The sequence below is a fragment of the Salinispirillum sp. LH 10-3-1 genome (assembly GCF_030643825.1).
Taxonomy (GTDB): domain Bacteria; phylum Pseudomonadota; class Gammaproteobacteria; order Pseudomonadales; family Natronospirillaceae; genus Salinispirillum.
The window spans coordinates 211994-238570 of record NZ_CP101717.1 but is presented as its reverse complement, the minus strand read 5'-3'; the positions used below and the strand labels follow the sequence as shown (position 1 = coordinate 238570).

Below are 26577 nucleotides of genomic sequence, written 5' to 3'. Positions count from 1 at the left end.
TATCAAGTATGTGGGGCGCCATTATGCTTAGGCCACGCGCAAAAAGCCCAAAATACTGCCCAGCGTGACGATTGTCTCGATTTCCTCCAGAGAAGTGAAACCAAAACGGTCCAACACACGTAAAGACTGCATCTACCCTGATTCTACTTATTCGGTATTGGACTTTTTATGCGGCTTATCCGCCTCACGGTTGTTATTCATATTTTGTCGCACCTCGCACTATGGGGCGCGGCGCTGTTATTGGTGTTAGAACCGTGGGCCGGCCAAGCGCTAGTAGCCCGCTTTTTCCACATTTTTGCCACTGCAGTGGTTATCCAGCTTGGCGCGTATCATTGGGCCATGGCGCAGTGGCAGGACGAACTGTGCGATGACCGTCACTGGCCAGCATCAATCTACACCGCCATCACCACACTGATCCTGGGCATCATTGCATTACTGTGGCCAGCTTGGTCGGTCATTCCCGTATTATTGGCCCTCGCCTTATTGGTCTGGCAAGAGAGTTGGGGGCAGATTTCACGCTATGTTCAACCCTGGTATCTGCGGTTGCGCTGGTTGCAAATGGTGTCTTTGATTCTCACCAAAATTCTAGTGACTTCACTGGGCTGAGGCAGCGTCTATTAATCGATAAAGCGTTCCACCGACAAAATCCGCAATCAACACATCGCCATTGGGTCGCTCGATAAAGCTGGAGGGGTGAATGTCCCATCTCCCGAGTTCGTGCCGGCGGTGCGCATCATCCATGGCCCATACATAGCCTTGCATGAAGTCCGCAAACAAATAGTGGTCTCGCAGCCACGGCTGCGTATCACCACGGTACCACAAGCCACCGGTCACTCGCTGCTCGCCGCGCAGCTCATAGGTCAGTACCGGTGGTTGATGTACGATACCTGCACATTCAACATCGCGCTCAAACGCTCGCTGGCCGAGGTAACAACGCCACCCTAAATTGTCCCCACGCACGACTCGATTGATCTCCTGCTCGTCCGCCAGTCCAGCGTCTGCTACCCAAAGCTGGCCCCTTGTATCAAAGGTTAAGTCGATTGGATTACGCACCCCACTAGCCCATAGCTCGGGCCGTACTTCCGGCTGCGCCACAAACGGGTTATCCGGAGGGATGGCATACGGCACCCCTGGCCGTCGCTCATCAACATTCAGGCGCAGTATTTTTCCCAACAGACTGGCGGGGTTTTGCGCCCGACGCGCTGTATCATTGTTCGAACCACCGTCACCGAAACCGACGTACAATTGCCCGTCGGGACCAAAGGCCAGGCCGCCACCGTTGTGATTTGAATAGGGTTGAACGACATCAAGCAGTACTTCAGCCTGCTGCAAAACAGGAGTTCGACCGGGTGTTTGACTCCAGCGCAGCTGCAGGATCTGACTGCGCGGTGTGGCACTATCCGGATTAATGTGTACGAAGACTCTGGGATCAGCCGGAAAGTCGGGGTGCAACACCAAGGCCAACAATCCCAGTTCGCCGTGCGTAGCCACCCGAAAGCGATGCACCACCTCTGAGCGCCCACTGCCTTCGTGTAACCAGCGCACCTCACCGGTCTTTTGCGTTACCAGCAATTGCTGCGGGGCGTGCGGTAGATAGTGCCCACTGGTGATCTGAGGCAGGTTCTCCCAAACTGGCTCAAGCGCCACGCCACGCGCTGCGCCAGCCAGCGACAACAGAGCACTGCCGCACAACGCGCACCCAAACAGGAAAATCCAATACTTTGACGATTTCGTATTCATGCTGGCAGTCTATACAAACTGTAACGCTATTGCCTAAAAAATAGGCTACAATAAACTAAATGCAGACCATCAACAGCCAGGAGTTTCCCATGGCGATTGAAGCAGCCAATATATCCACCAGTGTCAGCCCTTCAGTGCTGTCCGGTGCCTTGCGCCGCGACGATAATCCAGCGCTTGCGCGTGAACAGGAAGCACCACGGCCTGACAACAATACCACCGCGGACGTTCAGGTAGCGGCGTTGAGCCCGCAACAGACGGATCGTCAGCTTTTGCTGGAACGTGTGGCGGCGACCCAGATTGCACGTGAAGCACTTAATCAGGTCGAGAACTCGCTGGTTGAGCAACGCGATTTGGCGGTGGTCGAACGTGATAGCGGCGTGAATACTCAGCCCGAGCAGCGTGAAATTCAAGACCGTCGCGGCGAGTTAACGGAGCGCCAAGGCACCATTTTCAGCGCACCAGAACGTGACATCTTGGTCGATCAGAGCTTGCGCTCGCAATTTGTCGAAGCCTTGGAGGTCACCTCGGACGCAGAACAACTGGCCAGCGTTGAGCAGTTAGACGCCAGCATCGAGACTGTTGGGGCGGTACAGCAAGATCTAGCCCGCCAAGAAGTCGAACAGCTGCGTGAATTTTCGGCACAACAAGATGCTCGGCTGAGCAGTGGCACCTTCCCGGTGCGCAATGTCGATGAAGCGACAGCCTTGGTAGAGCGTGTTGTAGAAGCCGAGACCGAGCAGCTTACGCGGACATCGAATGCGGTGGATGATCAGCAGCGGCAGCAGGTGTTGAATTTATTAACGGTTTAATAGGTTTGGCCAGAGATTTGGCCGAACACCTACAATCAATCGTCCAACATCGCAAACAATGAATCTATGGTACGCCGACCCTGGGCTTGATTCTGCTCCTTGGTCGGCGCTTGCAAACCTTCCCACTCAATATCTTCTGCGGGCATTTCTTCTAGGAATCGACTGGGTATGCAGTCCACAATTTCCCCGAATTGACGACGGCGAGCAGCGTAAGTGAGCACTAACTGTTCACGCGCCCGGGTGATGCCCACGTACATCAAACGACGTTCCTCTTCTACGTCGTCACTCTCAATGCTGTTGCGATGTGGCAGCAGCTCTTCTTCCAAACCCATCATAAACACATGCGGAAATTCGAGCCCTTTTGAGGCGTGCAAGGTCATCAGCTGCACTGCATTGGTCTGCTCTTCGTCTTCTTGACGCTCCAGCATGTCACGTAACACCAAGCGCGCAATGGCGTCTTCCACCGCCACGTCCGATGCTTCATCATCGTCATCGTGCCGCTCCAAGATGGATTGCAGGCCGTCAATCAGGTGCCAAACGTTCGCCATACGTTTTTCGGCCACGCCACTGGAACTGCTGTCTTGGCGCAGCCAGCTTTCGTAGTCCATATCATAGATCAGCTCTTTGATGATGGTGATCGGCGCTTCCGCTTCGGCCAACTTGCGTCGTTTCAAGTCGAGCCATTCAACGAAGCTGTGTAAGCGCTGCAAGCTCTTGCCTTGCAAAACCTGCTGTAACCCGGCCTCTCCGGCACCCTGATAGAGACTTAAATCGTGCTCACCGCAATACAAGCCGAGCTTTTCCAGCGTGGCCGCGCCGATTTCCCGGCGCGGTGTATTGATGATGCGCAAAAATGCCGCATCGTCCTCGGGGTTAATCAACAAGCGCAGATAAGCCATGATGTCTTTGACTTCGGCGCGCGCAAAAAAAGACGTCCCCCCGCTGATTTGATAGGGCACCCGACTTTGTTGCAGTTTGATTTCCAACAGACGTGCTTGGTGGTTACCGCGATACAGGATAGCGAAGTCTTTATATTCCTTACGCCCTTGCAACTTGGTACTGAGAATATCATTCACGATGCGTTCGACTTCGGCCTCTTCGTTGGCGGTGCGAATCACCCGAATGGCCTTACCTTCACCCATGTCGCTCCACAGTGTTTTGGTAAACACATGTGGGTTATTGTCGATCACGCGGTTGGCCGCTTTCAGAATACGCTTGGTTGAGCGATAGTTCTGCTCCAGTTTCACCACTTTTAAACTGGGGAAATCGTCTTGCAGCTTGGCCAAGTTCTCTGGCCGTGCGCCACGCCATGAATAAATCGACTGGTCGTCGTCACCCACCACCGTAAAACGCCCGCTGCCCGCAACCAGAAGTTTTACCATGATGTATTGGCTGATGTTGGTGTCCTGATACTCATCCACCAACAAATAGCGCACCTTGCGCTGCCAGCGTGCTAGGACGTCGGCATGGGTCTGAAACAGTTCAGTAGGCAGGCGAATCAGGTCGTCAAAGTCCACCGCGTTGTAGGCACTCAACAATCGAGCGTATTGCGCGAACACATGCGCGCCGATGACTTCGTTGTCGTCCTTGGCATGACTGAGGGCGCGCTCCGGGTTCATCATGTCATTTTTCCAGTTGGAAATCTGATGCTGATAGAAGCCCGCCTGGTCAATCTCGTCGGGGTACTCACGACTCAAAATATCCTTGATCAGGGCAAAGGCATCGGCCTGATCGAAGATGGTGAAATTCTTTTTGAGGCCGGCCGCTAAATACTCGCGCCGCAGAATATTCAACCCGAGGTTGTGAAAAGTTGAGACCGTCAAGCCACGCCCGGCTTTACCTTTCACCAGCTGACCGACGCGCGCCTTCATCTCTTTAGCGGCCTTGTTGGTGAAGGTCACCGCGACGATGTGACGCGCTTGATATTGGCAGTGCTCGATCAGGTAAGCGATCTTCTGTGTGATTACGCTGGTTTTGCCACTGCCTGCCCCAGCCAATACCAATAATGGGCCATCAATGTAGCGCACCGATTCAGACTGCCGCTCGTTCAACTGCGTCAACGCAAGCTTCCTCTCAACTTAATCATAACCACTTCTCAAAACCTCTTAATTCTACTTAACGCGCGCTTCAATGCAGTGGATTTTTGTACAGAGTTGTGCGATGTTCTTCCTCTGCTTAGGGAAGGCGCACTTAAACAACTCTGGATCCGCTGCTGACACGTTGCCACTGCGTGCCTGCCGCCAGCTATCTGCCTTGCAGATTAAGATGTATTACATGCTTAACCCTAATGAGATCACTGTTTGCCTGTGCCTTGAGCACGGCGTTGTTACAGCTCCTCTCGTAGACGCATTGCGAGCGGCTGGCTTTCGTGTTTCCGGCGATATTGATACGCCCGAACACCTCGCAGCGGCGCAAGTCGTTTTGTTCCAACCATCAGTTCGCAGCGCACAGCATTCCATGCTCGTTGGCGCGCGCAAGACGTGGATCGCTTACATCGATCACAATATGGCGTCTGTGCACAATAATCTGGATGCCTTCTCGGTATCTGGCGCACGAGAAGTCTTGTACGCCGATGAACTTGCCCCGCACCGATTACAGCGCTGCATCGAACGCGCCATCAAACAACAGCATGCCCTACAACGCCAAAGTCATTTCGACAGCCTCACTGGGCTCCTGAGTAACCGTGGTTTTCTAGAAGCCACCGACGAAGCGCTTTTTAAGGTAAGCGAACATGGGCGTATGGTAGCACTATTGGCCCTCGACTTGCGCGGCTTCAATGAGGTCAATCAGCACCACGGCTTTAATTTCGCCGACCAGTTACTGTCCTTTGTCGCCTTGCGTTTGAAGAGTGCGCTTGGCCCACTGGCAAAAATTGCGCGTCTTGGCGGCGATGAATTTTTTATTCTATTAGAACAACTGCCGGGCATGGAGGCAGCGCAACAATTAGCGCAGCGCGTGCACGCCATCTTCGATGAGCCCTTCCAGATTCTGAGCGAGCGCGTGCGTGTGCAAGCCGATATCGGCATGGTAACCTATCCGGAAACACTGGGCAGCGCAGAAGAGCTCATGCGCAACGCTCACAGTGCCATGCAAACGGCAAAGGAGCGCGACGTTCACCTGTGCCGTTACGAACAGGGCGCGCAACAAGACTGGACCAGTAATATGGAGCAGGCGCTCAGAGTGGCGCTGCGTCGACAAGAGTTTGAACTGCATTACCAGCCAAAGGTATGCCTGCGTGAACGCACCATAATCGGTATGGAGGCGTTGATACGTTGGCGTCATCCGACGCGTGGCCTTTTAATGCCTAGCGAGTTTATTACTGCTGCCGAAAGCAGCGGTATGATCGTACCCATGGGGTATTGGATTATTGAGCAAGTGTGCCGAGACCTAAGTGAACTGGCCGAGCACGGCTTACAGAACGTCTGTGTCGCAACCAATCTGTCATTTCGACAGTTACAGGATGAACAGTTTGCGAGCGTCCTCCCGCGACTGATTCAAGAGGCAGGGATCGATACTCGTTGTTTAGAATTTGAACTTACGGAAACCACGGTACTGACCGATCCCAAGCGAGCGCTGGCCACCTTAGAAGCAGTGACTGCCTTGGGCGTGACCATTTCATTGGACGACTTTGGAACCGGATATTCGTCGCTGACGCATATCCGTCAGTTCCCCATCAGCACCATCAAAATTGATCGCAGCTTTACCCAGCGCGTCTCGCTCGACCACGAAGCCGACTCCATCGTGCGCTCGATCATCAATCTCGCTCATGACCTCAACATGCAAGTGGTCGCCGAAGGGGTCGAGGACGACATTCAGCTGGGCTTTTTATTGGCTAACGGGTGCGATCAAGTTCAAGGGTTCTTGTTCAGTGAGCCCAGACCACTGTGGGAGGTGCTCCAGCTGATCGATCAAATTCTACGTCCGGTCACTCATCCACTTCTGACTCCGCTATAAGCACTGCCGAAACTTACTGCATCACACCCAGCCGATCCAGTTGGCGCATATTCAGTGCCTCGATCAGGTGCGTCTTGGCGACTTCATCCGCACCCGCCAAGTCCGCCAAAGTCAGAGCTACTTTCTCGATGCGATGCTGTGCCCGCGCACTGAGCCGGAAGCGTTCTGCAAGGTCAACGATCATCTGCCGCTCTTTCTGAGGTAACATGCCGAGTTCGTGGAGTTCTGTCGATGTTAGATCGCGGTTCTGCTTGCCTTGCCGCGCTTGCTGGCGCTCCCAAGCGACTTGCACACGTGCTCGCACCTCAGCCGAGGACTCGCCTTGCGCCCGACCTTGCAGCACCTCTGCTGGGACGGTAGGCACCTCTACATAGAGGTCGATGCGATCCAAGAACGGCCCACTCAACCGACTTAAATACCGCTGTAACTGCTCCGGTGTATAAGCCCGCGAGCGACTATCACTGGCATTGAATCCACCGGGTGTCGGGTTCATCGCTGCCACCAGCTGAAAACGAGCAGGGAAGGTGGTTTTGCGCGCGGCACGCGAGATAACGATTTCACCCGACTCCAATGGCTCACGCAACACATCCAAGGTAGCGCGACTGAACTCTGTCAGCTCGTCAAGAAACAACACGCCGTTGTGCGCCAAAGTGATCTCACCTGGACGGGGTACCGAACCGCCGCCTACCAAGGCAGCGCCCGAACACGTGTGATGCGGCGCCCGAAAAGGCCGCTGCCCCCAAAGAATGGGCTGACCAATTATCGAACGAATAGCAGCAACGTCCAGTGCTTCCTCAGGTGACAGCTCTGGCAGTATTCCCGGCAGCCGACTGGCCAGCAGTGTTTTGCCGGTACCCGGCGGGCCAAAGAACAGCAGGTTGTGACCACCAGCGGCAGCGACTTCCAGCGCTTTCCTCGCTTGTGGCTGCCCTTTGATGTCGGTCATATCGGCAACATTCAGTACCGTCTGCGGATGTTGGGTGGCCACAGGTGATAGCGGTGCCTGCCCTTTCAAATGCCCGCACAGTTCCAATAGATGATCCGCAGCGAACGCATGACAGTTGGCCAGCAAGCCTATTTCCGGGGCATTTCCTGCCGGCAACAGCAAGGTCCGTCCAGCCTTCTGTGCTGCCATGGCGGCAGGCAACACACCTTGAACGGGTCGTAGCTTGCCCGAGAGCGACAACTCGCCCATCACTTCGGTGTCACGCAAGGCCGCAGCGGGGATTTGTCCACTGGCCACCAAGATGCCCAAGGCAATGGCGAGATCGTAACGACCGCCCCCCTTGGGCAGATCGGCCGGAGCCAAGTTGATGGTGATACGGCTGGCTGGGAAATCGAATTGCGCATTGAGTAAGGCCGAGCGCACCCGGTCCTTACTTTCTTTGACGGCCGTTTCAGCCATGCCAACGATGGCCATGTGTGGAAGTCCGCCAGAAAGATGCACTTCAACGGTAATCAGTGGTGCCTCAACGCCAATGACAGCGCGAGTATATAGGGTTGCAAGAGCCATAAGGCACAGATCCTTTTCTGCTGAGCAAATAGGCATTTCCCCACCTATTTATGTTGGCGCTCAGACTAATCCGCACGGCTCGAAATGACAATACACCCTAGGTTTAGGTTGACCACCTTTGTCAGGGTTGCGTCCAATACGGTCCCTGCCCGTCCAACTCCACTGGGCGCGCCCATTCCAATTGACGCTGTAAGCGCAGTTCAGTACGGTACAACGGCTGGCGTGTTTCACCGGCGGCGGTAAAACTCAAAACCCCGCGCGGCGAATCCCACGCCATATCGGGCAAATGAGCCGCGAGCTGTTCGGCATCAACGGTATCCGCTTCCGCCACGGCGGTTAACAGAGCCATGGCGGCCGTCATTCCCGCCACCACGTAATGGCTGGGTAGGCGATCATGCCGCTCCAGCATGGTACGTACCAGCCAGGTATTGGCGTCGTTATTTGGAAGATCGTAATAGTAATAGGTAAGACCTTGCAGTCCACTGAATTCACGCAGTGGCACGAGGGAGGCGAGATCCGGCAACCAGAAATACATATTCTGACTGGCCAAACCCACATCATCACTCAGCATCGGCAGCCAGTCCAACAGCACAGGCCAGGTACTGCCTAAAGCAGGGTTTTTCATCAAGCGCGCCAAGTCATCTACTTCAGCAATGACTGAGGCCCCTGACGAGCGCGGGGACACATCAATATTGGCCACTCGAAAGAAGTCTGGCCGCACGCTGGAATCAACCGCACTGACCCAAATCAGGTCTTCTTGTTCGCTGGCCCATTCATACAATCCAGCCTCGACGTCCTGCCAACGATAAAAAGTACGAAAGGCCAAATCATACTGCGCCACCGGTAATTGGTTGGCTGGGCTGGCCGGTACTAAGGTAAGGCGCTGATAGGCTTGCCCATATTGCATAGCCCGGTGTGCATAGCGCGCTTGCACAGGGGCGATCCAAATGGAGAAATCCGGCAGTTCATGCGCATCCGGCAAATAGTTTTCATCACGAAACCAGCCGCCTGCTGGTACGGGGTGAGCAGAAACAGGGCGCCCCTGCCATTCCATTGAACCCTCGGTGAGGTATTCTAAACCGAGTAGGAAGCCTAGGTGTTGTTCTTCGGTATAATCACGAAAAACCGGTGTATCGTCTTCTAATAGTGCCACTGCGATGGGTCGTGGACTATCAGCCCAAGCCGAGTTCAACAATAGCGTAACCAGAATGATGGGAAACCAACCTGTGCGGCTAAAATTTTGGGTACGAACGGACTGAATGGCGTTAGACTGTGTAGACTGACTCATAATAAAACACTGGCTCTGCCGATAGACTGAGCGCGCGATTATAGCAGTTGGATAGCACGGCGAACATGGGTGACTAAGGACCAATCAAGGTAAGGCATGACCGTTTATATCCTAGCAGGCTCCACTTTATTGACCGCATTGAGCATCATCGCCCTGATCGGCGTGGCGCTGCGCTGTCGCACGTTGAAGTCGGAGCTATCCGAAGCGCGCAATGATCGGCAGCGATTCACTGCCGAACGGCAGCAGCTGCAGCAGCAACTCAGTCGTAAAAACCGTACGCTGGAAAAAACCATTGAGATACTTCGTGAACAAGAGCGCAAATTACTGCTGACCATCAAGGCATCGCACGCCGGCACCTTTGACCACGTTTTTGGTGACAACCGAACCTATTGGGATCGCCAGACAATGCGTCTTTTCGGCCTAGGTACCGACGGCCGCTGGATGCCCGCACGGCAGTGGGAGGCGCTGTTGCTGCCCGAAGACCTGCCTGCGGCCAAAGCCACTATTCAACGAGCTATCGATAACAACAGCTCGTTTGCTATGGAGTTTCGAATCCAGCGTCCAGACGGCACAATACGGAATATCTTTGGTACAGGATACGCCGTTATACAGAAGGGCGTGCCGGTGCGCCTGTCTGGCTTGCATTTCGACATCACCGAACGCAAACATTACGAAGCAGCACTTAAGGAAGCGAAGCGCGTTTCAGAGCTGGCAGCCAGCACCAAAACTGAGTTTCTGGCAAACATGAGCCATGAAATTCGAACGCCAATGAATGGCATTATTGGCATGGCAGAGATGTTAGAAGATACGTCTCTGGACGACAATCAGCGCGACTACCTGAAAGTCTTGCGTGAAAGCGGTGATATGCTGACGGTATTATTAAATGACATTCTCGACTTCTCGAAACTGGAAGCCGATCGCGTGGCGCTTGAGCCCACCGAAGTGAATCTCGATCACCTGCTAAATCAGTGCCTGAAGCTGTTTAACAGAACCGCCCAAGACAAATCTTTCTTCCTGTCTGCCTGGCGCGATCCGCGCCTGCCCCGCACCATAATGGCCGACCCGACACGCTTGCGCCAAGTACTGATCAATCTGCTTGGCAATGCCTGCAAATTCACAGCGCAAGGCCATGTCATGGTGTTTGTCGAGCCAGTGCTCAACACCCCAACTGAGCAAGGCCTCGTGATCCGCTTCCGAATCAAGGACACTGGAATCGGTATTGCGCCCGACAAACGTGCGGGTTTGTTTGAAGCCTTCACACAAGCCGATGCGTCTATCACTCGACGATACGGCGGAACCGGTCTTGGCCTCGCTATTGTGCGTCGCTTGGTCGCTCTGTGGCAGGGAGAGGTCTACTTTCGTAGCACGCTGGGTGAGGGCTCGGAGTTTTGGTTCACCTTACCGGGTCTGCAATTCGAGCCACAACCTACCTTACAAACCCAGCGCCTAAGAATATTGATAGCCTCGCGCTACATCGGATTCAGTCAGGTTACTCAGGTCTTAGAAAACAGTTACGGCTGGCAGCTGACGCACACGCACAACAGTTTTGATACCCGTGCCGCGCTACAGCAACGCTACGATGTGCTGGTGATTGAAGAGCGCCTACCGGGCGAGCCTGGTCATGAACTGGCGCGTTGGGCTGTCACTCAGCAACCACAACTGCGCGTCATTTTGAACGGCCAAGCACGACACCTACCCATTAACCTCCCGGCTGCTCTGCAAGAGCATTTAGTGTATCTACACAAACCTTTTGGCTTGAACGAGTTAAGTAACCTGATTACACACACCGACTCACCGAAGCCAAACTTAGTCGAGGCACCACATGTGTCAGCCGGGCAACATCAGCAACTGCAACAACTACGCGTGCTGGTGGTTGAGGACAACCGCGTCAACCAAAAAGTGCTGCAGGGCATGTTGGCGCGCCACCAAATCTTTCCTGACTGCGTCGAGAACGGACTGGAGGCTCTGAACGCACTTGCCGATCAAACCTACGACCTGATCTTTATGGACTGTGAAATGCCCATCATGGACGGCTATGAGGCCACACAGAAAATTCGCCACCTTAACGACCATAAGCCTTGGATCATTGGTTTGAGCGCGCACGCCATGCGTGAGCAAATCGACAAGGCACTGAATGTCGGTATGGATCGCTACCTCACCAAACCGCTGCGCGCCCGAATACTGGCGGGTGCATTGAACGAGTACCTAGAGCTGCACTGAGCCAAGATCAGGACTTTTCATCCTTGTTTTTGGCTTGTAGCTCTTCTACCTGCGCCTGCAACTGCAGAAGCTGCGCTTGCGCCTTACGCAGCATGACTTGCTGGGTTTCAAACTCTTCGCGCGTGACTACGTCTAACTTAGCCAACTGTGCCTGCAACAACGACTGCATGTTTTCTTCCATGCCGTCTTTTAACACGCGACCTTGATTCAAGGCTTGACTCAAACCAGCCATCAGCTGGGCTTTAATATCGTCTTTGTCTTTCATAGTGTTTACTCCAATTGGGTGTCTTGACGCAGCAGACCAGCGTCCCTGTATACAACGCAGCACTCTTCCGTCCTGTAGCTATACTGCATCACGCACCGAATGCGTGCCCTTGATGCATCCGCCGCGCACCAAATAATCACACAGCTTTGGCATGAAACCACGCAGCACAGACACCAGCACCACAGATGCACATTATTTGACCAGTGCGCACCAATATAGCGCACCCTGTTTGGGCATTCTGTTTCCTGAACCTGCGCAATAGGCCTACAGCCCAGTGTTTACGGCACTTTGACAAAGTTGGCACAGCGGGTGCTACACCACTGTCAGAGATGCTCCTCTGCGGGGATCGGGTACTGGCACAGATGAATTGTAGCAGTTGCGCCAACCTCATCCTAACCATCAAGAGCATATTTAGAAGCCTCAACCATGAGAATTCGTAACCAAACTGTGTAACGGAGAAGGGTGCTATGAAACTTGTCACTGCGATAATCAAGCCGTTCAAGCTTGACGATGTACGTGAAGCCCTGTCTGACATCGGTGTGCAAGGCATTACCGTGACAGAAGTAAAGGGTTTCGGTCGTCAGAAAGGCCACACTGAACTGTACCGAGGTGCAGAGTACGTGGTCGACTTCCTGCCTAAAGTGAAAGTGGAGATCGCTGTTGCCAGCGAGTCACTGGACCAAGTGCTGGAAGCCATCACCAAGGCCGCGAACACCGGCAAAATAGGTGACGGCAAAATCTTTGTTTCAGCTTTGGAACAAACCATTCGTATTCGTACCGGTGAAACCGGTAACGACGCCATTTAAGGGTCAGGAGTACTAAACCATGGAAATGATGAATTATATATTTGAACTCCAGTACGCCATGGACACCTTCTACTTCTTGGTGTGTGGCGCGCTGGTAATGTGGATGGCAGCGGGTTTTGCCATGCTCGAAGCCGGTCTGGTTCGGTCAAAAAATACGACTGAAATTCTGACCAAAAACTTCTCTTTGTTTGCTGTAGCCAGTGTGATGTACATGGTCGTGGGTTACCAGTTCATGTACGGCGGCGGCTTGTTCCTGAGCGGCGTTGAAACGACGGCGGGTGTGGACGTTGCAGCAGCGCTTGCCGCCTCTGCTGAAGAAGGTTTTGATGGCGACTCGGTGTATTCTGGCGCCTCAGATTTCTTCTTCCAGGTCGTGTTCGTTGCTACGGCAATGTCCATCGTATCCGGTGCCGTTGCTGAGCGCATGAAACTGTGGGCTTTCTTGGCCTTTGCCGTTGTCATGACCGGTTTCATCTACCCAATCCAGGGTGCATGGAGCTGGGGTGGTGGCTTCTTAGACGAATTAGGTTACTCGGACTATGCGGGCTCCGGTATTGTACATATGGCAGGTGCTGCTGCAGCTCTGGCTGGGGTCATCGTGCTGGGCGCTCGTAAAGGCAAGTACGGTCCTAAAGGTGAAATTAACGCCATTCCTGGTGCAAACCTGCCTTTGGCGACGTTGGGTACCTTCATCCTGTGGATGGGCTGGTTTGGCTTCAACGGCGGTTCTACCCTGAAACTGGGTGGTATCGACGTAGCCAACGAAGTGGCGAACGTGTTCGTGAACACCAATATGGCCGCTTCCGGTGGTGCCATTGCAGCATTGATCGTTTCCAAGCTGCTGTTTAAGAAAGCCGACCTGACCATGCTGTTGAACGGCGCATTGGCTGGCTTGGTGTCTATCACGGCTGGTCCAGATTGGCCGTCTGCTCTCGTCGCCACGCTGATCGGTGGTGTCGGTGGCGTAATTGTGGTCTTCTCTATCCTGGCGTTGGACAAGCTGAAAATCGACGATCCAGTCGGTGCAATCTCAGTACACGGTATCGCCGGTATCTGGGGTGTGCTGGCGGTGACATTGTCTGGCGACGCCAACATCGTTGCCCAGCTGACAGGATTAGGGGCTATCTTCGGCTGGGTATTCGTAACCTCACTGATCGTTTGGTACGTACTGAAGCTGGTCATGGGTATTCGGGTAACCGAAGAAGAAGAGTACGAGGGTGTGGACATCGCGGAATGCGGTCTGCATGCGTACCCTGAGTTCACCAACAAGTAAGCTTACTACTTGCTCTAAAAAAGGCACCTTCGGGTGCCTTTTTTGTATCACTTTCAGCACCCCTCCCCTTTTGCCCCACCAAGCTGTTAAACTCCCACCAATGTCGCATTGCTAGTGCGTACCACAGGAGGGTAAAACTTGCTCGGAGTTATGATTGTAGATGACGATGAACTCAGCGCTGAATTTCTGGCTGAGCACCTCGACATGTTGGGTTATCGCACGCATCGCGCGGCATCCGGAGAAAACGCCCTAGCCCTATTGGGGGCTGGCGATCGTCCTCATGCCATCGTGATCAGTTTAAACCACGATGCACAAAAGGGTTTTGATACGGCTCGCCTGGTGCGCGAGCGCTATCGCTATGATCCAGCGATTATTGGCCTTGCCGCACAAGAAGCTGACTTAGACATTGCGGCGGGTGTAAACGCAGGCATCGATGCCTGGTTGTCGCGCCCTATCAACACCACACAGCTTGCCAGCACGCTTGAACGTTGGCTAAACGAACACTGAGTGCTATGTTATTAGCATAGTTTGTATTATTTGCCTTGGGCAGGAGTAACGTATGAAATTGATCACCGCTATCATTAAACCCTTTAAATTGGACGACGTGCGCGAATCGTTGTCTGACATGGGTGTCCAAGGTATTACCGTGACTGAAGTAAAAGGCTTTGGTCGCCAGAAGGGCCACACCGAACTGTACCGTGGTGCCGAGTACGTGGTGGACTTTTTGCCTAAGGTAAAAGTTGAAATCGCGGTCAGTGATGACAAGTTAGAAACGGTTTTGGAAGCCATCACCAAGGCCGCAAATACCGGCAAGATCGGCGACGGTAAGATCTGGGTGAGCCCACTGGAACAAGTGGTCCGCATCCGTACCGGTGAGACCAACGAAGACGCGCTGTAGCACCTGACAGCATGGGGCCCTGACACAATGACGGGGCCCACATTCTACTGCGCTTTACCGCAATACCCGATACACCCGCACCACTTCCGCCAAACGGCGCACACGGCGCATCACGTTCGCTAAATGCACGCGGTTGTTCACGCTGACACTGACCAGAATCTGACTCACCGAGGCGTCCTTCTCTTCCATGTTCACAGTATCGATGTTGGAATTGGCATTAGCAATCGCCGAGGCCACGTTTGCCAACACACCGCGCTGGCTGTGTACAATGATGCGCAGTTCGGCATGGAAATCACCGCCCATCTCATCGTCCCATTCCAGATGCACGCAGCGCTGTTGATCGTCGCGAATGTCAGCAATGTTTTTGCAGGTTTCACGATGAATCACCAAGCCTTTGCCTTTGCTGATTACGCCGACGATGGGGTCGCCCGGTATCGGTGCACAGCACTTGGCGTAGTTCAGAATCAGTTTTTCAGTACCACGCAAGGTCACTGCTGACGCCCGTCGGCTTGCGGCAATGCTTTCGTTGTTGCTGACCTGCTGCGCAAGGCGGCGGGCAACCACAAAACTTAAGCGCGTACCCATGCCCACGTCGCTGAACAAATGTTCCAGGGTGGGCACCTCCAAATCGTCTAACAGCGCGCGCCACTGCGCGTCCGTGATGTCGGCGAATTCCAGCTCAAATTGCCCCATTGCCTTGATCAACAGCTTCTTGCCAATGTCTTCCGACTCCGCTTCGTGCATGGTCTTCAAGTAGTGGCGTATCGCGCTCTTGGCCTTGCCCGTCACGACGAAGTTCAGCCACGCCGTATTGGGATGCGCGGTCTTGGCGGTAATGATCTTCACCGAGTCGCCGCTTTCCAGCGGTTGGCTCAGCGGCCAGTATTTACGATTCACCAAGCAGCCAACACAGCTGTTACCGACATCGGTGTGTACGGCGTAGGCGAAGTCCACCGGCGTGGCCCCTTTAGGCAATTCCATAATGCGACCTTTGGGCGTAAACACGTAGATTTCGTCGGGAAACAAGTCGATCTTGACGTGCTCGATGAACTCGATGCTGCTGTTGGCCTGCTGCTGGATCTCCAAGAGGCCATTGATCCAGCGGCGCGCCCGCGCTTGTGTCGGGGTGGGGTTTTCCGAATCGTTCTCTTTGTACAGCCAGTGCGCAGCAATGCCGTGGTTCGCCATGGCATCCATGTCGTGGGTGCGAATCTGCACTTCAATGTGAATACCGTTGAAGCCGATCACTGTAGTATGCAGGCTCTGGTAACCGTTCACCTTGGGGACGGCGATGTAGTCTTTGAAGCGCTTAAAAACAGGGTTAAACAGACTGTGTACGGCACCCAGTGCTTTGTAACAGTCTTCCACCGAATCGGTGACGATGCGGATGGCATAAACGTCCATGATTTCTTTGAACGGTTTATGCTGCTCCTTCATCTTTTGGTAGATGCTGTATAGGTGCTTTTCGCGCCCATAGACCTGAGAATCCGCCAGCGAGAACTCTTCTAGCCGCTTGCGCAGCATCCCTTGAATTTGCTCGACCACTTCACGGCGATTGCCGCGTGCCTTGGTGATCGCCGCCGAAATACAGCGCGCCCGCATGGGGTAGATAGCCGCAAAGGACAGGTTCTCAAGCTCCACTCGAATGTCGTTGATGCCGAGACGCTGGGCAATAGGGGCATAGATGTCGAGGGTTTCCTGCGCAATGCGGCGTTTTTTGTCGGGCCGCAGCGGCGCCAGGGTGCGCATGTTGTGCAAACGGTCGGCCAGCTTGACCAAAATAACTCGCAGGTCTTTTGCCATGGCCATGGCCATTTTCTGGAAGTTCTCGGCCATTTCATGGCGCTTGTCTTCGAATTCGAGGTGCGTCAGCTTGCTCACACCGTCCACTAAATCAGCCACACCGTCGCCGAACTGTCTGGCCATCGCCTCGCGGGTCATTGGTGTGTCTTCAAGAACATCGTGCAGCATGGCGGCCATCAGGCTCTGATGGTCCATGTGCATCTTGGCTAATACATTAGCAACGGCCAGGGGGTGAATGATGTAAGGCTCATCACTGGCTCTTTTTTGGCCATAATGGGCCTGCTCGGCAAAATAGTATGCCCGACGTACCCGATTGATTTTCTCCGGGCTGAGATAACTTTGCAGGCGACTGGCCAGCGCATCAATGGTCGGCACTCAGGGCACTTCCGCTAAACAGAATGGGGTTACTATGATTCTAGTGAATGGAGGGGGTACAGCACAACCGTATCACCGCGATTAAGCCATTCTATTGCCTGCTTATGGGGTATTGGCGGCATAAAACGAGGGGGAGAGAAGGGCAGCTTAGGCTGCGGGCCAGCAGCACTGGCCCCTTCACACACGCAACAAGCGTAAACAGACTTACTCTTGTTCTGGCGTGCTCATGATTTCATCAACTGAAATCTTGTTTTCAGCCAGTTCACGCAAGGCCAGCACGGTAGGCTTGTCCTTATCCAAAGATACCCGTACATCGGCACCTTGGTTGGCAATCTGACGTGCACGCTTGGAAGCGACCATGATTAACTCAAAACGGTTATCAACGTGCTGTAAACAATCTTCTACTGTGACACGAGCCATGCGATCTATCCTCTAGCGTTCACTGACATACTGGGCCGCCTGAGCGGACCGCGTAGTTTACCTGAATCTGGGGCGCTTACAAGTGTGCTAGGGCGTTGTCTTACCCAGCAACCCCTGCATAAGCGCCGACTGCATGCGCATCTGCATCGGTGTGCGCATACGTTGGGCAACAAAGATCGCACAAAACTCATCCAACGCTTTATAGAAGTCGTCATTGATGATCAGGAAGTCATATTCATCGTAATGCGACATCTCGCTCATTGCGTCACGCATGCGGCGGGCAATGACTTCGGCAGAATCTTGCGCGCGCTTTTCCAATCGCTCCTGCAAGCTGTGCAGCGACGGCGGTAAGATAAAAATACCCTGCGCTTCTGGCATAAGCTGCCGCACTTGGCGAGCCCCCTGCCAGTCGATTTCTAGAATAACGTCATGGCCTTTTTCCAACTCGCGCTCGACGTAAGACTTGGACGTCCCGTAGAAGTTATCAAACACCTGCGCGTGCTCGAGAAAATCGCCTTGTTGCACCATGGCGGTAAAGTCATCGGTTGTCACAAAATGGTAGTGCTCGCCCTGCTCTTCGCCGGGCCGCATGGGCCGTGTAGTGTGCGAAATAGACAGGAAAACGTAACTCAGTCGCTTGATGAGGGCGTTCACCAAACTGCTTTTACCGGCACCCGACGGCGCCGACACAATGTACAGAGTACCCTTGGCCATATCGTGTTCTCTTAATGAAAACGCCAGCGTGATGCTGGCGTGATATTTTAGCGCGAAGTATAGAAGGTTTTACTCGCCTCGTCTTGCGGCGAGCGCATCTTCACAGCTTGAAGAAACTGACTTTTTTGGTCAGCTGATCCGCCAAGTCCGCAAGATCACGGCTGGAGGAGGCGACCTGATCGGCACCGGCCGAACTGGCCATGGTAGAGTCGTGGATACGACTGATGTTCTGATTCACCTCTTCCGCAACGCGACTTTGCTCTTCCGAGGCCGTTGCGATTTGCGTATTCATGTCGTTGATGGCCGCCACTTCGCGACGAATACTACTCAGTGCAGCCTCTGCTTCACGCGTTTGTTCAACAGTGTTTTGCGCCAAATTGCGACTGGTCTGCATGATGGTCGCCGCCTGTCCCGAACCCTCTTGCAGCTTGACGATCATGGTACTGATCTCACGCGTCGATTGCTGAGTACGGGTTGCTAGCGAACGCACTTCGTCGGCCACCACCGCAAAACCACGACCGTGCTCACCGGCACGCGCCGCCTCGATGGCCGCGTTCAGCGCCAGCAAGTTGGTCTGTTCGGCAATCGCGTTGATAACTTCGGTGATCTTTTCAATATTGCCACTGTCGGTCGATACCTTCTCAACCGTTTGAGCCGCTTTCTCCAGCGTTTCGGCAAGATTAAGAATGGACTTGGCGGCTTCTTGTACCTTGGCGTTACCCGTCTCGACTTCCTGATCGGCCTTCTGGGTTGCCGATGCCGCACTGGTGGCGTGCAACGCAACTTCCGTTACCGAAGCGGCCATTTCATTAACCGCCGTCGCCATCTGCTCGGCTTCACTCGACTGCAACTGAATTTGCTGATTGTTATCTCGTGACGTAGAGCGCAACTGAGCAGAAGACTCGGTTAACTCTTCTGCTGCGGAACGCACCTCCGTAATAATACCCTTTAGGCGCTCTACCATGGTGCGCATGGCACCCATAACGCTGTTCGGGTAACGCGTATCAATGCGCATACCTAGGTCGCCATCGGCCAAGCGCTGAATCGCCTTGGCGACATCTTCCGGTTCGCCACCCAGTGTCGCCTTCATATTGCGGATGATCACAGCCGACACCAGAGCGCTGGCGACTACTGCCGCTGCGGCTACAATGACCATGAGAATACGAAAGCCACCCGCCACATCTTGCACTTGGTCGATATCACGACGAATGAGGGCTTCTTGGTAATCAATAAAAGCATTGATCCGCGCCAGCCATTCAGAATAGGCCGGCGATACTTCATCGAGGAGGAAACTGGTCGCCCGGGCCATGTCCCCCGCCTGGCGGATGCGAATCAACTCTTCTGTCAAACGCAACGTTGAGCGTTCGATGTCCTTGATACGGTCCAAGAGGCGAACTTCTTCTTGAGTCGCACCTAAAGTGGCGAACAGCTGGTCCATGGGGCGGGCAGACGCCTGATAAAAAGCCGCCAGATCACGAATATCTTGTAGGTGCCCGCTGAGCTGTGATGCTTCACTCACCAGCACCGCGTCTCGTACCGAAATGGCACGATCATGCACACTGCCGCGAAAGTTTATGGCATAGCGTTGCTTCAGCGTCGCGCCATCGTTGACTTCTGTCAGAGTGCGATCAATAACACTAACACGCTGCATACCGACCAACGTAACCAGAATCATTAGGGAAAGAATGAGACCAAAGCCCAAGCTGAGACGCTGGGTTATGGTAAGTGACTTCGTCATATTATGTTACTTCTCTGCAAAAGGCGTGAATGTGTAACAACCCTGTATACGACGAGCCGGCCATTTTCGATCACTGTATGAAGAAATCATCTCGGGTGATGGTGGAGAGCAGAGCAAGACGGGTGCAACCATGCATCCAGGCGCGCACAGTGTACGAAAAATAACCTTAACGCAAGCGACTTCAGTGCTACTCATTCAATGAGGTCGAACTAAATTACTGGTCGCTCTGTAAGCGCTGATTTCTGGCGTGTAAATGCGTCTATTCGATGTTTTGAATCTGCTCGCGCATTTGCTCGATCATCACTTTCAAGTCGATGGCAGCCTGCGTGTAGTCGGTGCTGCTGGCCTTTGAACCCAGGGTGTTGGCTTCACGATTAAACTCTTGCATCAAGAAATCCAGGCGTCGCCCCACTGGCTCTTTGCGCTTCAATACCTGCCGAGTTTCGCTGATGTGGATGTCCAGCCGATCCAGCTCTTCGGCGATATCGGCTTTCTGCAACAGCATGACCAGCTCCTGCTCCAGTCGCTGTGGCTCCACCTCTGCCTGCAAACGCTCGATGCGCTCCCGAAGGCGCTCGCCCAAGGCCGCCTGCAAGGCAGGGTAGGCCTCGCGCAATTGCGCTACGATGGCGTGAATGTGCTCCAAGCGCTGTTCAATTTGCCCCACCAATTCTTGCCCTTCTCGACCACGGTGCTCGCGCAGCAGGTTCATGGCTGCTATCAGTGTCTGACTAATAGCGCCTGCCAGCACCTCAGGCTCTACATCCGCTTCGGCCAGTACGCCGGGCCATTGCAACACCGCCAGAGCATCCGGCATGGCGGCATCCGGCACCGCCTGCCTAACCTGCTGGAGCGCTAGCTGCAATTGGTCCAGTGCCGCCTTTTGCACCACCAATTCTTGTTGCTCACTGGCGTCACGCTGCCAGCGCACAGTCACCTCGAGCTTACCGCGCGATAGACTTTTCCGTACCTGGTCCCGAATCAGCGCCTCAGCAAACCTCAGGCTGTCGGGCAAACGAACGTACACCTCTAAATACCGATGATTCACCGATTTGACTTCTACACTCAATTTTCCTGTCGGTAGGGCCTGTTCGGCGCGGGCGAATCCGGTCATGCTGAAGGTCATAAAGGCTCTCTCACATTAGCTGGCATTAGCTGGCATTAGCTGGTTAGCAGGGGCACATTCTATGGCATAGACTACCACAAAGTTGCCGCGCGCTCGGAGTGCTAAGCAGCGCTACTCGCCCTACCACCCCTACTATTTATTAGGATATCGCTCAATTTTCTTATTTTTTATAAGAAAAAGGTCTTAAAAACTGAATTTAAGGGCTGAAATTAAGCTTCTTAAACGTTTAAGATAGAAAAGTGATAACTGGCAGCCTGCATAAAAACTCCAAACTCTGGGTTGCTACCGCGAACGCATCATCGCTCAAGATGGCGCCTAAGCATCATTCACCACAACACTACAGGAACACAACAATGATAAAGTCCTATAAAAAGACGCTTGCAGTGGCTATTGCTGCCTCTGTTTTTTCCGCCGGTGCAATGGCTCAACCTTTTACTAAAGGCGAAGGCCCCTTCACTTGGAACTCGCTGTCCAGTTTTGAGAACATGAATCTGTCTGGCCAAACCATCACCGTTTCCGGTCCTTGGTTGGGTGAAGAGGCAGGTTTCTTTAACGACGTACTGTCGTACTTTGAAGAAGCCACTGGCGCACGCGTTCAGTACGCTGGCTCCGACAGCTTCGAGCAGCAGATTGTTATCGACGCCCAAGCCGGTAGCCCACCGAATATTGCCGTATTCCCGCAGCCTGGCCTTGCGGCTGACTTGGCTGCGCAAGGCTTACTGACTCCGTTGGGTGACAGCGCCGCTGATTTCATCCGTCGCAACTTCGCGGCTGGCCAATCTTGGGTTGATCTCGGCACCTACGCTGACCGAGCTGGCAACGACCAGTTCTACGGCGTGTTCTACCGTACAGATTTGAAATCTCTGGTTTGGTATTCACCGGATAACTTCGCCGACAACGGCTATGAAGTACCGAACAGCATGGAAGAGCTGATTGCTTTGTCTGACCGCATGGTTGCTGACGGCAATACACCTTGGTGTATCGGTCTGGGTTCAGGTGCTGCCACGGGTTGGCCTGCAACCGACTGGGTAGAAGACTTCATGCTGCGCCTGCACACACCTGACGTTTATGACGGCTGGGTAGACAACAGCATTAAATTCAACGACCCACGCGTCATTGAAGCCATTGAGCTGTTCGGCAAGTTTGCCAAAAACCCCGACTACGTAGCCGGTGGCGTTGCAGCGGTGGGTACTACCGACTTCCGTGACAGCCCTCGTCCATTGTTTGACGTCCCTGCCGGTTGCTACATGCACCGTCAAGCGAGCTTCATTCCTGCGTTCTTCCCTGAAGATGCGGTGGTCGGCGAAGACGTAGATTTCTTCTACCTGCCTTCTTACGCCTCTAAAGACTTGGGTAATCCTGTATTGGGTGCCGGTACCGTATTGGCGCTGACCCGTGACTCTCAAGGCGCTCGTGCTTTGTTGAGCTTCCTGCAAACGCCATTGGCACACGAACTGTGGATGGCCCGTGGTAACTTCCTGTCAGCCCACTTGGGTGTGAATCTGGATGCCTACGCCAATGACTCTCTGCGTCGTCAGGGTGAGATTCTGCTGGATGCAACCACCTTCCGCTTCGACGCATCTGACCTAATGCCTGGTGCGATCGGTGCGGGTTCGTTCTGGACCGGTATGGTTGACTTCGTGGGTGGTGCTTCAGCCCAACAAGTAGCTAACGCCATTCAGCGTAGCTGGGATCAGTTAAACTGATCAATAAGCTGATCTAGCTCAGCTTGTCTGGGCGGTTCATACCAGTGCTTATTACTGGCGAAGAACCGCCCACTATTCCCTCAGTATACACGCAGTATTTCACTCTCGGAGGCTCACAATGCTTGAGCAACTTTTACAGGCTGCCATCGCCATTGTTGTGGCAATTGTGGCGTCCACTTTGTTTTACGTCGGCTCTAACCTAATTTTAGATCGCGGCCTAAGTAGCGATCACCTGCAAGATGACGCCGCGCGCCAACGACGTGACCGGCTCAGAGAGGGCATTCGTCCCTGGGTGTTCATCGGACCGGCCTTACTGATATTGGGCTTCTATCTCGTTTTTCCTGTCTTCCGCACCGTCCAGCTATCTATGATGGACCGGTTTGGCGAGAATTTTGTTGGATTCTCCAACTACCTCTGGGCCTTTAATGATCGTGGCTTTCAGATATCTATTCGTAACAATATCCTCTGGCTGATTGCTGTACCGGCGTTGAGCACCGGCTTTGGCCTGTTGATCGCGTATTTAACCGACCGCATCTGGTGGGGGCAAATCGCCCGTTCGCTGATTTTCCTCCCGATGGCCATTTCGTTCGTTGGTGCCAGTGTTATCTGGAAGTTTGTTTATGACTACCGTGGCACCGGTGACCAGATCGGCATCCTAAACGCCGTAATTGTAGCCATGGGGTTTGAGCCGCAAGCTTGGATCTCCATGCCGTTTTGGAACAACTTCTTCCTGATGGCGATTTTGGTCTGGATACAAACCGGGTTTGCTATGGTGCTTTTGGGTGCGGCCATCCGCGGTGTGCCGGAAGACACCATTGAGGCCGCCAATATGGAAGGTGCTACCGAATTCCAAATGTTGACGAAAATCGTCATTCCGCAGATTTTCGGAACCATCGTGGTCGTATGGACCACCATCACCGTGTTGGTACTCAAGGTGTACGACATCGTCGCCGCCATGACCAACGGCCAGTGGGAAACAGAAGTACTGGCCAACCTGATGTATCGCTGGATTCTCAATGACGGTGGACGCAGCAGCGCCATCGCCGTGGTCATCATGCTGTCGGTACTGCCACTGATGTGGTGGAACGTCCGTCAGGCCAAACAAGAACACAGTTGAGGAACAGACGATGATTAATGCACAAAAGTATTCTCCGGGCACCATCGTCAAGCACCTGCTTGTGCTCTTTTTGGTGGTGCTGTGGACACTGCCTACTGCTGGGCTACTGATCAGTTCGGTGCGTGATAAAGACCAGTTGATCGTCTCAGGTTGGTGGACTGCCCTGGTCCCCACGGAACGCAATGAAGTTCATCGTACGCCGCCCGCGAGCGGCCAAGTCGAGGTAGACGGTCAGTTTGTCATTGAAGGCCAATTCTTCTCTGCGGGCAGCGGTCGTACCGTGCAAGCATGGGGCGAGCGCGCCAACAATTTGGGTGAATTCCCGGCCAACGAACCCATTACCATAGCCGATGGTTCGGTAATCACCGTCTTCAATGATGGCCAATACCGCTGGGAAAGTGATACCGCGTTTACGCACTCCCCCGGGAAACGGCTGTTCTATGTCGCGGCGATTCCACCGCGCTTTACGCTGGAAAACTACAAGAACGTACTCGCCTCGGAAGGCATTGGGCCGTCGTTTGTTAATACCATGACGGTGACGCTACCCGCGACGTTTATCCCTATCATGATCGCCGCCTTTGCCGCGTATGCCTTGGCCTGGATGCAGTTTCCGGGGCGCTTATTCTTACTCGCCGTCATGGTAGGCTTGATCGTCGTGCCTTTGCAGATGTCATTAATCCCAATACTGCGCACCTACAATACCTTGGGCGCTACGTTTGGCTTTGATTCCCGCAACTACGTCGGGATCTGGCTCGCCCATACGGGGTTTGGCTTGCCTTTGGCCATCTACTTATTGCGCAATTACATGGCAGGCTTACCCAAGGAAATCATGGAGTCGGCGCGCATGGATGGAGCCTCGCATTTTAAGATTTTTGTGACCATCGTCTTGCCGCTGTCGTTCCCGGCACTGGCTTCCTTCGCCATCTTCCAATTCCTGTGGGTTTGGAATGACCTGCTGGTGGCGTCGGTGTTCTTGGGTCAAGGCGAAGGCAAAACCGTATTGACTCAGCAATTGCGTGAGCTGTTGGGATCACGTGGGCAGAACTGGGAAGTGCTGACCGCAGGTGCCTTTATCTCAATCATCGTCCCATTGGTGGTGTTCCTGTCCTTGCAGCGCTATTTCGTGCGCGGCTTGTTGGCCGGTTCAGTCAAGGGAGGCTAACGCATTGTCTGTTCAATCGAATACACCGCAGTCGTATCGCGCCGCCGATTGGTGGCGCGGTGCGGTGATTTATCAGATTTATCCGCGCAGCTTTTTTGACAGCAACGGCGATGGCATTGGGGATATTCCCGGTGTTACTCAAAAGCTGGCTTACATTGCTGAATTGGGTGTGGACGCTATTTGGCTCTCTCCGTTTTTTACCTCGCCCATGAAAGACTTTGGTTACGACGTTGCCGATTATTGTGACGTCGACCCAATGTTCGGTTCACTTGCCGACTTTAAAACCATGCTGGCCGAGGCACAGCGGTTAGGGCTTAAGGTTATTATTGATCAGGTGTACAGCCATACATCAGACCAACACCCTTGGTTCATTGAAAGCCGGTCGTCACGCGATAACGATCGATCGGACTGGTACGTCTGGGCCGACGCCAAACTGGATGGCACGCCACCGAACAACTGGCTGTCCATTTTTGGTGGTTCTGCCTGGCAATGGGACAGTCGGCGCCGTCAGTATTACTTACACAACTTTCTGACCTCGCAGCCCGACCTCAATTTCCACAATCCAGCGGTGCAGGATGCCATCTTAGACGTCATGCGTTTTTGGCTGGAGCTGGGCGTTGATGGCTTCCGCCTCGACGTAGTGAACATGTATTTTCATGACGCGCAGTTGCGTGACAACCCGGTGGTATCTCAGCCTTCCGAACGGCATGTAGGTTCCGGTGACGACAATCCGTGGTCACGCCAGTTCCATAAACACCAGATCACCCAGCCGGAAAATATTGCCTTCTTGCAACGCCTGCGCAGCCTGCTGGATCAGTACCCTAGCCGCACCACCATAGGCGAGATCGGCTCGTACGACAGCTTGAAGGTGATGTCCGACTACACATCAGGCGGTGACAAGCTGCACATGGCCTATACCTTTGACTTACTCAGTGCCGATTGCAGTGCGGACTATATTCGCCACACCATTGCTTCGGTGGAGGCGCAACTGGGGGATGGCTGGCCTAATTTTGCGCTGAGCAATCACGACGTGATTCGCAGCGTGACCCGCTGGGGAGGCCATGCACCACGGAGCGATTTTGCCAAAGCCAGTCTGGCCCTACTTTTTTCCTTGCACGGTTCATCTTGCCTGTACCAAGGGGAAGAGCTCGGTTTACCGGAAGGCAAGGTTGCCTTTGAGGATCTACAAGATCCTTATGGCATCGAGTTTTGGCCGGAATTTAAAGGCCGGGATGGCTGCCGTACGCCCATGGTATGGACGGCAGACGGTGGTTTTACGTCTCACGGGACAAGTTGGTTGCCGATTGACCCTGACCACCTGCCACTCAATGCAGACACACAAGCGCAAGACCCTACATCGGTGTTGCAATGGGTTAAACAGTTCTTAAGCTGGCGGCGCACCCAGCCTGCGTTGATCCATGGTGACTTTCAGTGGTTATCTGGCTATGACGGTGCTGCGCTGGTATTCTCCCGCCGCGTCGCCGACCAGGTGCTTTGGGTCGGTGTTAATTTAACCGATAAGCCCTTGACGGTGCCTATTGCGGGGCGGATTGAGTGCTTGGAAGCTGCTGGCTTTAGCGGCACCGTACAGGATAACTCCCTGGTTATCCCGGCCTACAACGCCGTTTTTGCTCAGGCCGTTTGAGGGCA

At 53.9% G+C, this 26577-nt stretch carries 22 protein-coding genes; 12 read left to right on the top strand and 10 right to left on the bottom strand.

Features of this window, described 5'->3' with window-relative positions; genetic code table 11:
* The first annotated feature begins 168 nt into the window (after positions 1 to 168).
* A complete protein-coding gene (locus NFC81_RS01090) occupies positions 169 to 606 on the top strand; it encodes a hypothetical protein (protein WP_304995690.1) in 438 nt (145 codons plus the stop codon).
* On the opposite strand, the gene NFC81_RS01085 is transcribed toward NFC81_RS01090, so the two are convergent.
* The gene (locus tag NFC81_RS01085) at positions 595 to 1740 is read right to left on the bottom strand and encodes a PQQ-dependent sugar dehydrogenase (RefSeq protein ID WP_304995689.1); all 1146 of its coding nucleotides are present in this window, start codon (positions 1738 to 1740) and stop codon (positions 595 to 597) included. The two genes, NFC81_RS01090 and NFC81_RS01085, sit on opposite strands and share 12 nt — an antisense overlap.
* An 89-nt stretch (positions 1741 to 1829) precedes the next feature.
* Here NFC81_RS01085 and NFC81_RS01080 point away from each other — a divergent pair, with 89 nt between their 5' ends.
* The gene (locus NFC81_RS01080) at positions 1830 to 2549 is read left to right on the top strand and encodes a hypothetical protein (protein WP_304995688.1); all 720 of its coding nucleotides are present in this window, start codon (positions 1830 to 1832) and stop codon (positions 2547 to 2549) included.
* A gap of 35 nt (positions 2550 to 2584) precedes the next feature.
* On the opposite strand, the gene rep is transcribed toward NFC81_RS01080, so the two are convergent.
* Positions 2585 to 4609 (bottom strand): DNA helicase Rep, encoded by a 2025-nt coding sequence (gene rep, locus NFC81_RS01075; RefSeq protein ID WP_304995687.1) that lies wholly within the window; start codon positions 4607 to 4609, stop codon positions 2585 to 2587.
* Between the two features lie 214 nt (positions 4610 to 4823).
* Here rep and NFC81_RS01070 point away from each other — a divergent pair, with 214 nt between their 5' ends.
* Entirely contained in the window at positions 4824 to 6503 is a 1680-nt protein-coding gene (locus NFC81_RS01070) for a bifunctional diguanylate cyclase/phosphodiesterase (RefSeq protein WP_304995686.1), read from the top strand.
* A 13-nt stretch (positions 6504 to 6516) separates the two neighbouring features.
* Here NFC81_RS01070 and NFC81_RS01065 read toward each other — a convergent pair whose 3' ends face one another.
* Together NFC81_RS01065 and NFC81_RS01060 are read right to left on the bottom strand one after the other, a co-directional pair.
* Positions 6517 to 8016, bottom strand: a complete 1500-nt coding sequence (locus tag NFC81_RS01065) for a YifB family Mg chelatase-like AAA ATPase (protein ID WP_304995685.1) — start codon at positions 8014 to 8016, stop codon at positions 6517 to 6519.
* Between the two features lie 121 nt (positions 8017 to 8137).
* On the bottom strand, positions 8138 to 9304 hold the full coding sequence (locus tag NFC81_RS01060) for an ABC transporter substrate-binding protein (protein WP_304995684.1): 1167 nt from the start codon (positions 9302 to 9304) through the stop codon (positions 8138 to 8140).
* 96 nt (positions 9305 to 9400) lie between these two features.
* Between NFC81_RS01060 and NFC81_RS01055 the strand changes: the two genes are divergently transcribed.
* Positions 9401 to 11524 carry a response regulator gene (locus NFC81_RS01055; protein ID WP_304995683.1) on the top strand — a complete coding sequence of 708 codons (2124 nt, stop codon included), beginning with the start codon at positions 9401 to 9403 and terminating at the stop codon, positions 11522 to 11524.
* A 7-nt stretch (positions 11525 to 11531) separates the two neighbouring features.
* On the opposite strand, the gene NFC81_RS01050 is transcribed toward NFC81_RS01055, so the two are convergent.
* Positions 11532 to 11789, bottom strand: a complete 258-nt coding sequence (locus tag NFC81_RS01050; RefSeq protein ID WP_304995682.1) for an accessory factor UbiK family protein — start codon at positions 11787 to 11789, stop codon at positions 11532 to 11534.
* A gap of 467 nt (positions 11790 to 12256) precedes the next feature.
* Here NFC81_RS01050 and glnK (NFC81_RS01045) point away from each other — a divergent pair, with 467 nt between their 5' ends.
* The 4 genes from glnK (NFC81_RS01045) (at position 12257) to glnK (NFC81_RS01030) (ending at position 14766) form a co-directional block, all read left to right on the top strand.
* Positions 12257 to 12595: a P-II family nitrogen regulator gene (glnK, locus tag NFC81_RS01045; RefSeq protein ID WP_304995681.1), complete on the top strand. Its 339-nt coding sequence runs from the start codon at positions 12257 to 12259 to the stop codon at positions 12593 to 12595.
* 25 nt (positions 12596 to 12620) lie between these two features.
* The gene (locus NFC81_RS01040) at positions 12621 to 13868 is read left to right on the top strand and encodes an ammonium transporter (protein WP_304996997.1); all 1248 of its coding nucleotides are present in this window, start codon (positions 12621 to 12623) and stop codon (positions 13866 to 13868) included.
* A 150-nt stretch (positions 13869 to 14018) separates the two neighbouring features.
* A complete protein-coding gene (locus NFC81_RS01035) occupies positions 14019 to 14375 on the top strand; it encodes a response regulator (protein WP_304995680.1) in 357 nt (118 codons plus the stop codon).
* Positions 14376 to 14427: 52 nt separating this feature from the next.
* Positions 14428 to 14766, top strand: a complete 339-nt coding sequence (gene glnK, locus NFC81_RS01030) for a P-II family nitrogen regulator (RefSeq protein WP_304995679.1) — start codon at positions 14428 to 14430, stop codon at positions 14764 to 14766.
* 54 nt (positions 14767 to 14820) lie between these two features.
* Here glnK (NFC81_RS01030) and NFC81_RS01025 read toward each other — a convergent pair whose 3' ends face one another.
* From NFC81_RS01025 to NFC81_RS01005, 5 genes are all read right to left on the bottom strand, one after another.
* Positions 14821 to 16944: a RelA/SpoT family protein gene (locus NFC81_RS01025; protein ID WP_304995678.1), complete on the bottom strand. Its 2124-nt coding sequence runs from the start codon at positions 16942 to 16944 to the stop codon at positions 14821 to 14823.
* A gap of 204 nt (positions 16945 to 17148) precedes the next feature.
* Positions 17149 to 17364: a DNA-directed RNA polymerase subunit omega gene (gene rpoZ, locus NFC81_RS01020; RefSeq protein WP_304995677.1), complete on the bottom strand. Its 216-nt coding sequence runs from the start codon at positions 17362 to 17364 to the stop codon at positions 17149 to 17151.
* Between the two features lie 87 nt (positions 17365 to 17451).
* Positions 17452 to 18078: a guanylate kinase gene (gene gmk / locus NFC81_RS01015; protein ID WP_304995676.1), complete on the bottom strand. Its 627-nt coding sequence runs from the start codon at positions 18076 to 18078 to the stop codon at positions 17452 to 17454.
* A 100-nt stretch (positions 18079 to 18178) separates the two neighbouring features.
* The gene (locus NFC81_RS01010; protein WP_304995675.1) at positions 18179 to 19816 is read right to left on the bottom strand and encodes a methyl-accepting chemotaxis protein; all 1638 of its coding nucleotides are present in this window, start codon (positions 19814 to 19816) and stop codon (positions 18179 to 18181) included.
* Between the two features lie 259 nt (positions 19817 to 20075).
* A complete protein-coding gene (locus tag NFC81_RS01005; RefSeq protein WP_304995674.1) occupies positions 20076 to 20942 on the bottom strand; it encodes a YicC/YloC family endoribonuclease in 867 nt (288 codons plus the stop codon).
* Positions 20943 to 21295: 353 nt separating this feature from the next.
* On the opposite strand from NFC81_RS01005, the gene NFC81_RS01000 reads away from it, so the two are divergent.
* From NFC81_RS01000 to NFC81_RS00985, 4 genes are all read left to right on the top strand, one after another.
* Complete coding sequence (locus tag NFC81_RS01000; protein WP_304995673.1) at positions 21296 to 22648, top strand: ABC transporter substrate-binding protein; 1353 nt, start codon at positions 21296 to 21298, stop codon at positions 22646 to 22648.
* Positions 22649 to 22766: 118 nt separating this feature from the next.
* Complete coding sequence (locus tag NFC81_RS00995; protein WP_304995672.1) at positions 22767 to 23765, top strand: carbohydrate ABC transporter permease; 999 nt, start codon at positions 22767 to 22769, stop codon at positions 23763 to 23765.
* Positions 23766 to 23775: 10 nt separating this feature from the next.
* Positions 23776 to 24927 carry a carbohydrate ABC transporter permease gene (locus NFC81_RS00990; protein ID WP_304995671.1) on the top strand — a complete coding sequence of 384 codons (1152 nt, stop codon included), beginning with the start codon at positions 23776 to 23778 and terminating at the stop codon, positions 24925 to 24927.
* 4 nt (positions 24928 to 24931) lie between these two features.
* Positions 24932 to 26572 (top strand): alpha-amylase family glycosyl hydrolase, encoded by a 1641-nt coding sequence (locus tag NFC81_RS00985; protein ID WP_304995670.1) that lies wholly within the window; start codon positions 24932 to 24934, stop codon positions 26570 to 26572.
* The last annotated feature ends 5 nt before the right edge of the window (positions 26573 to 26577 follow it).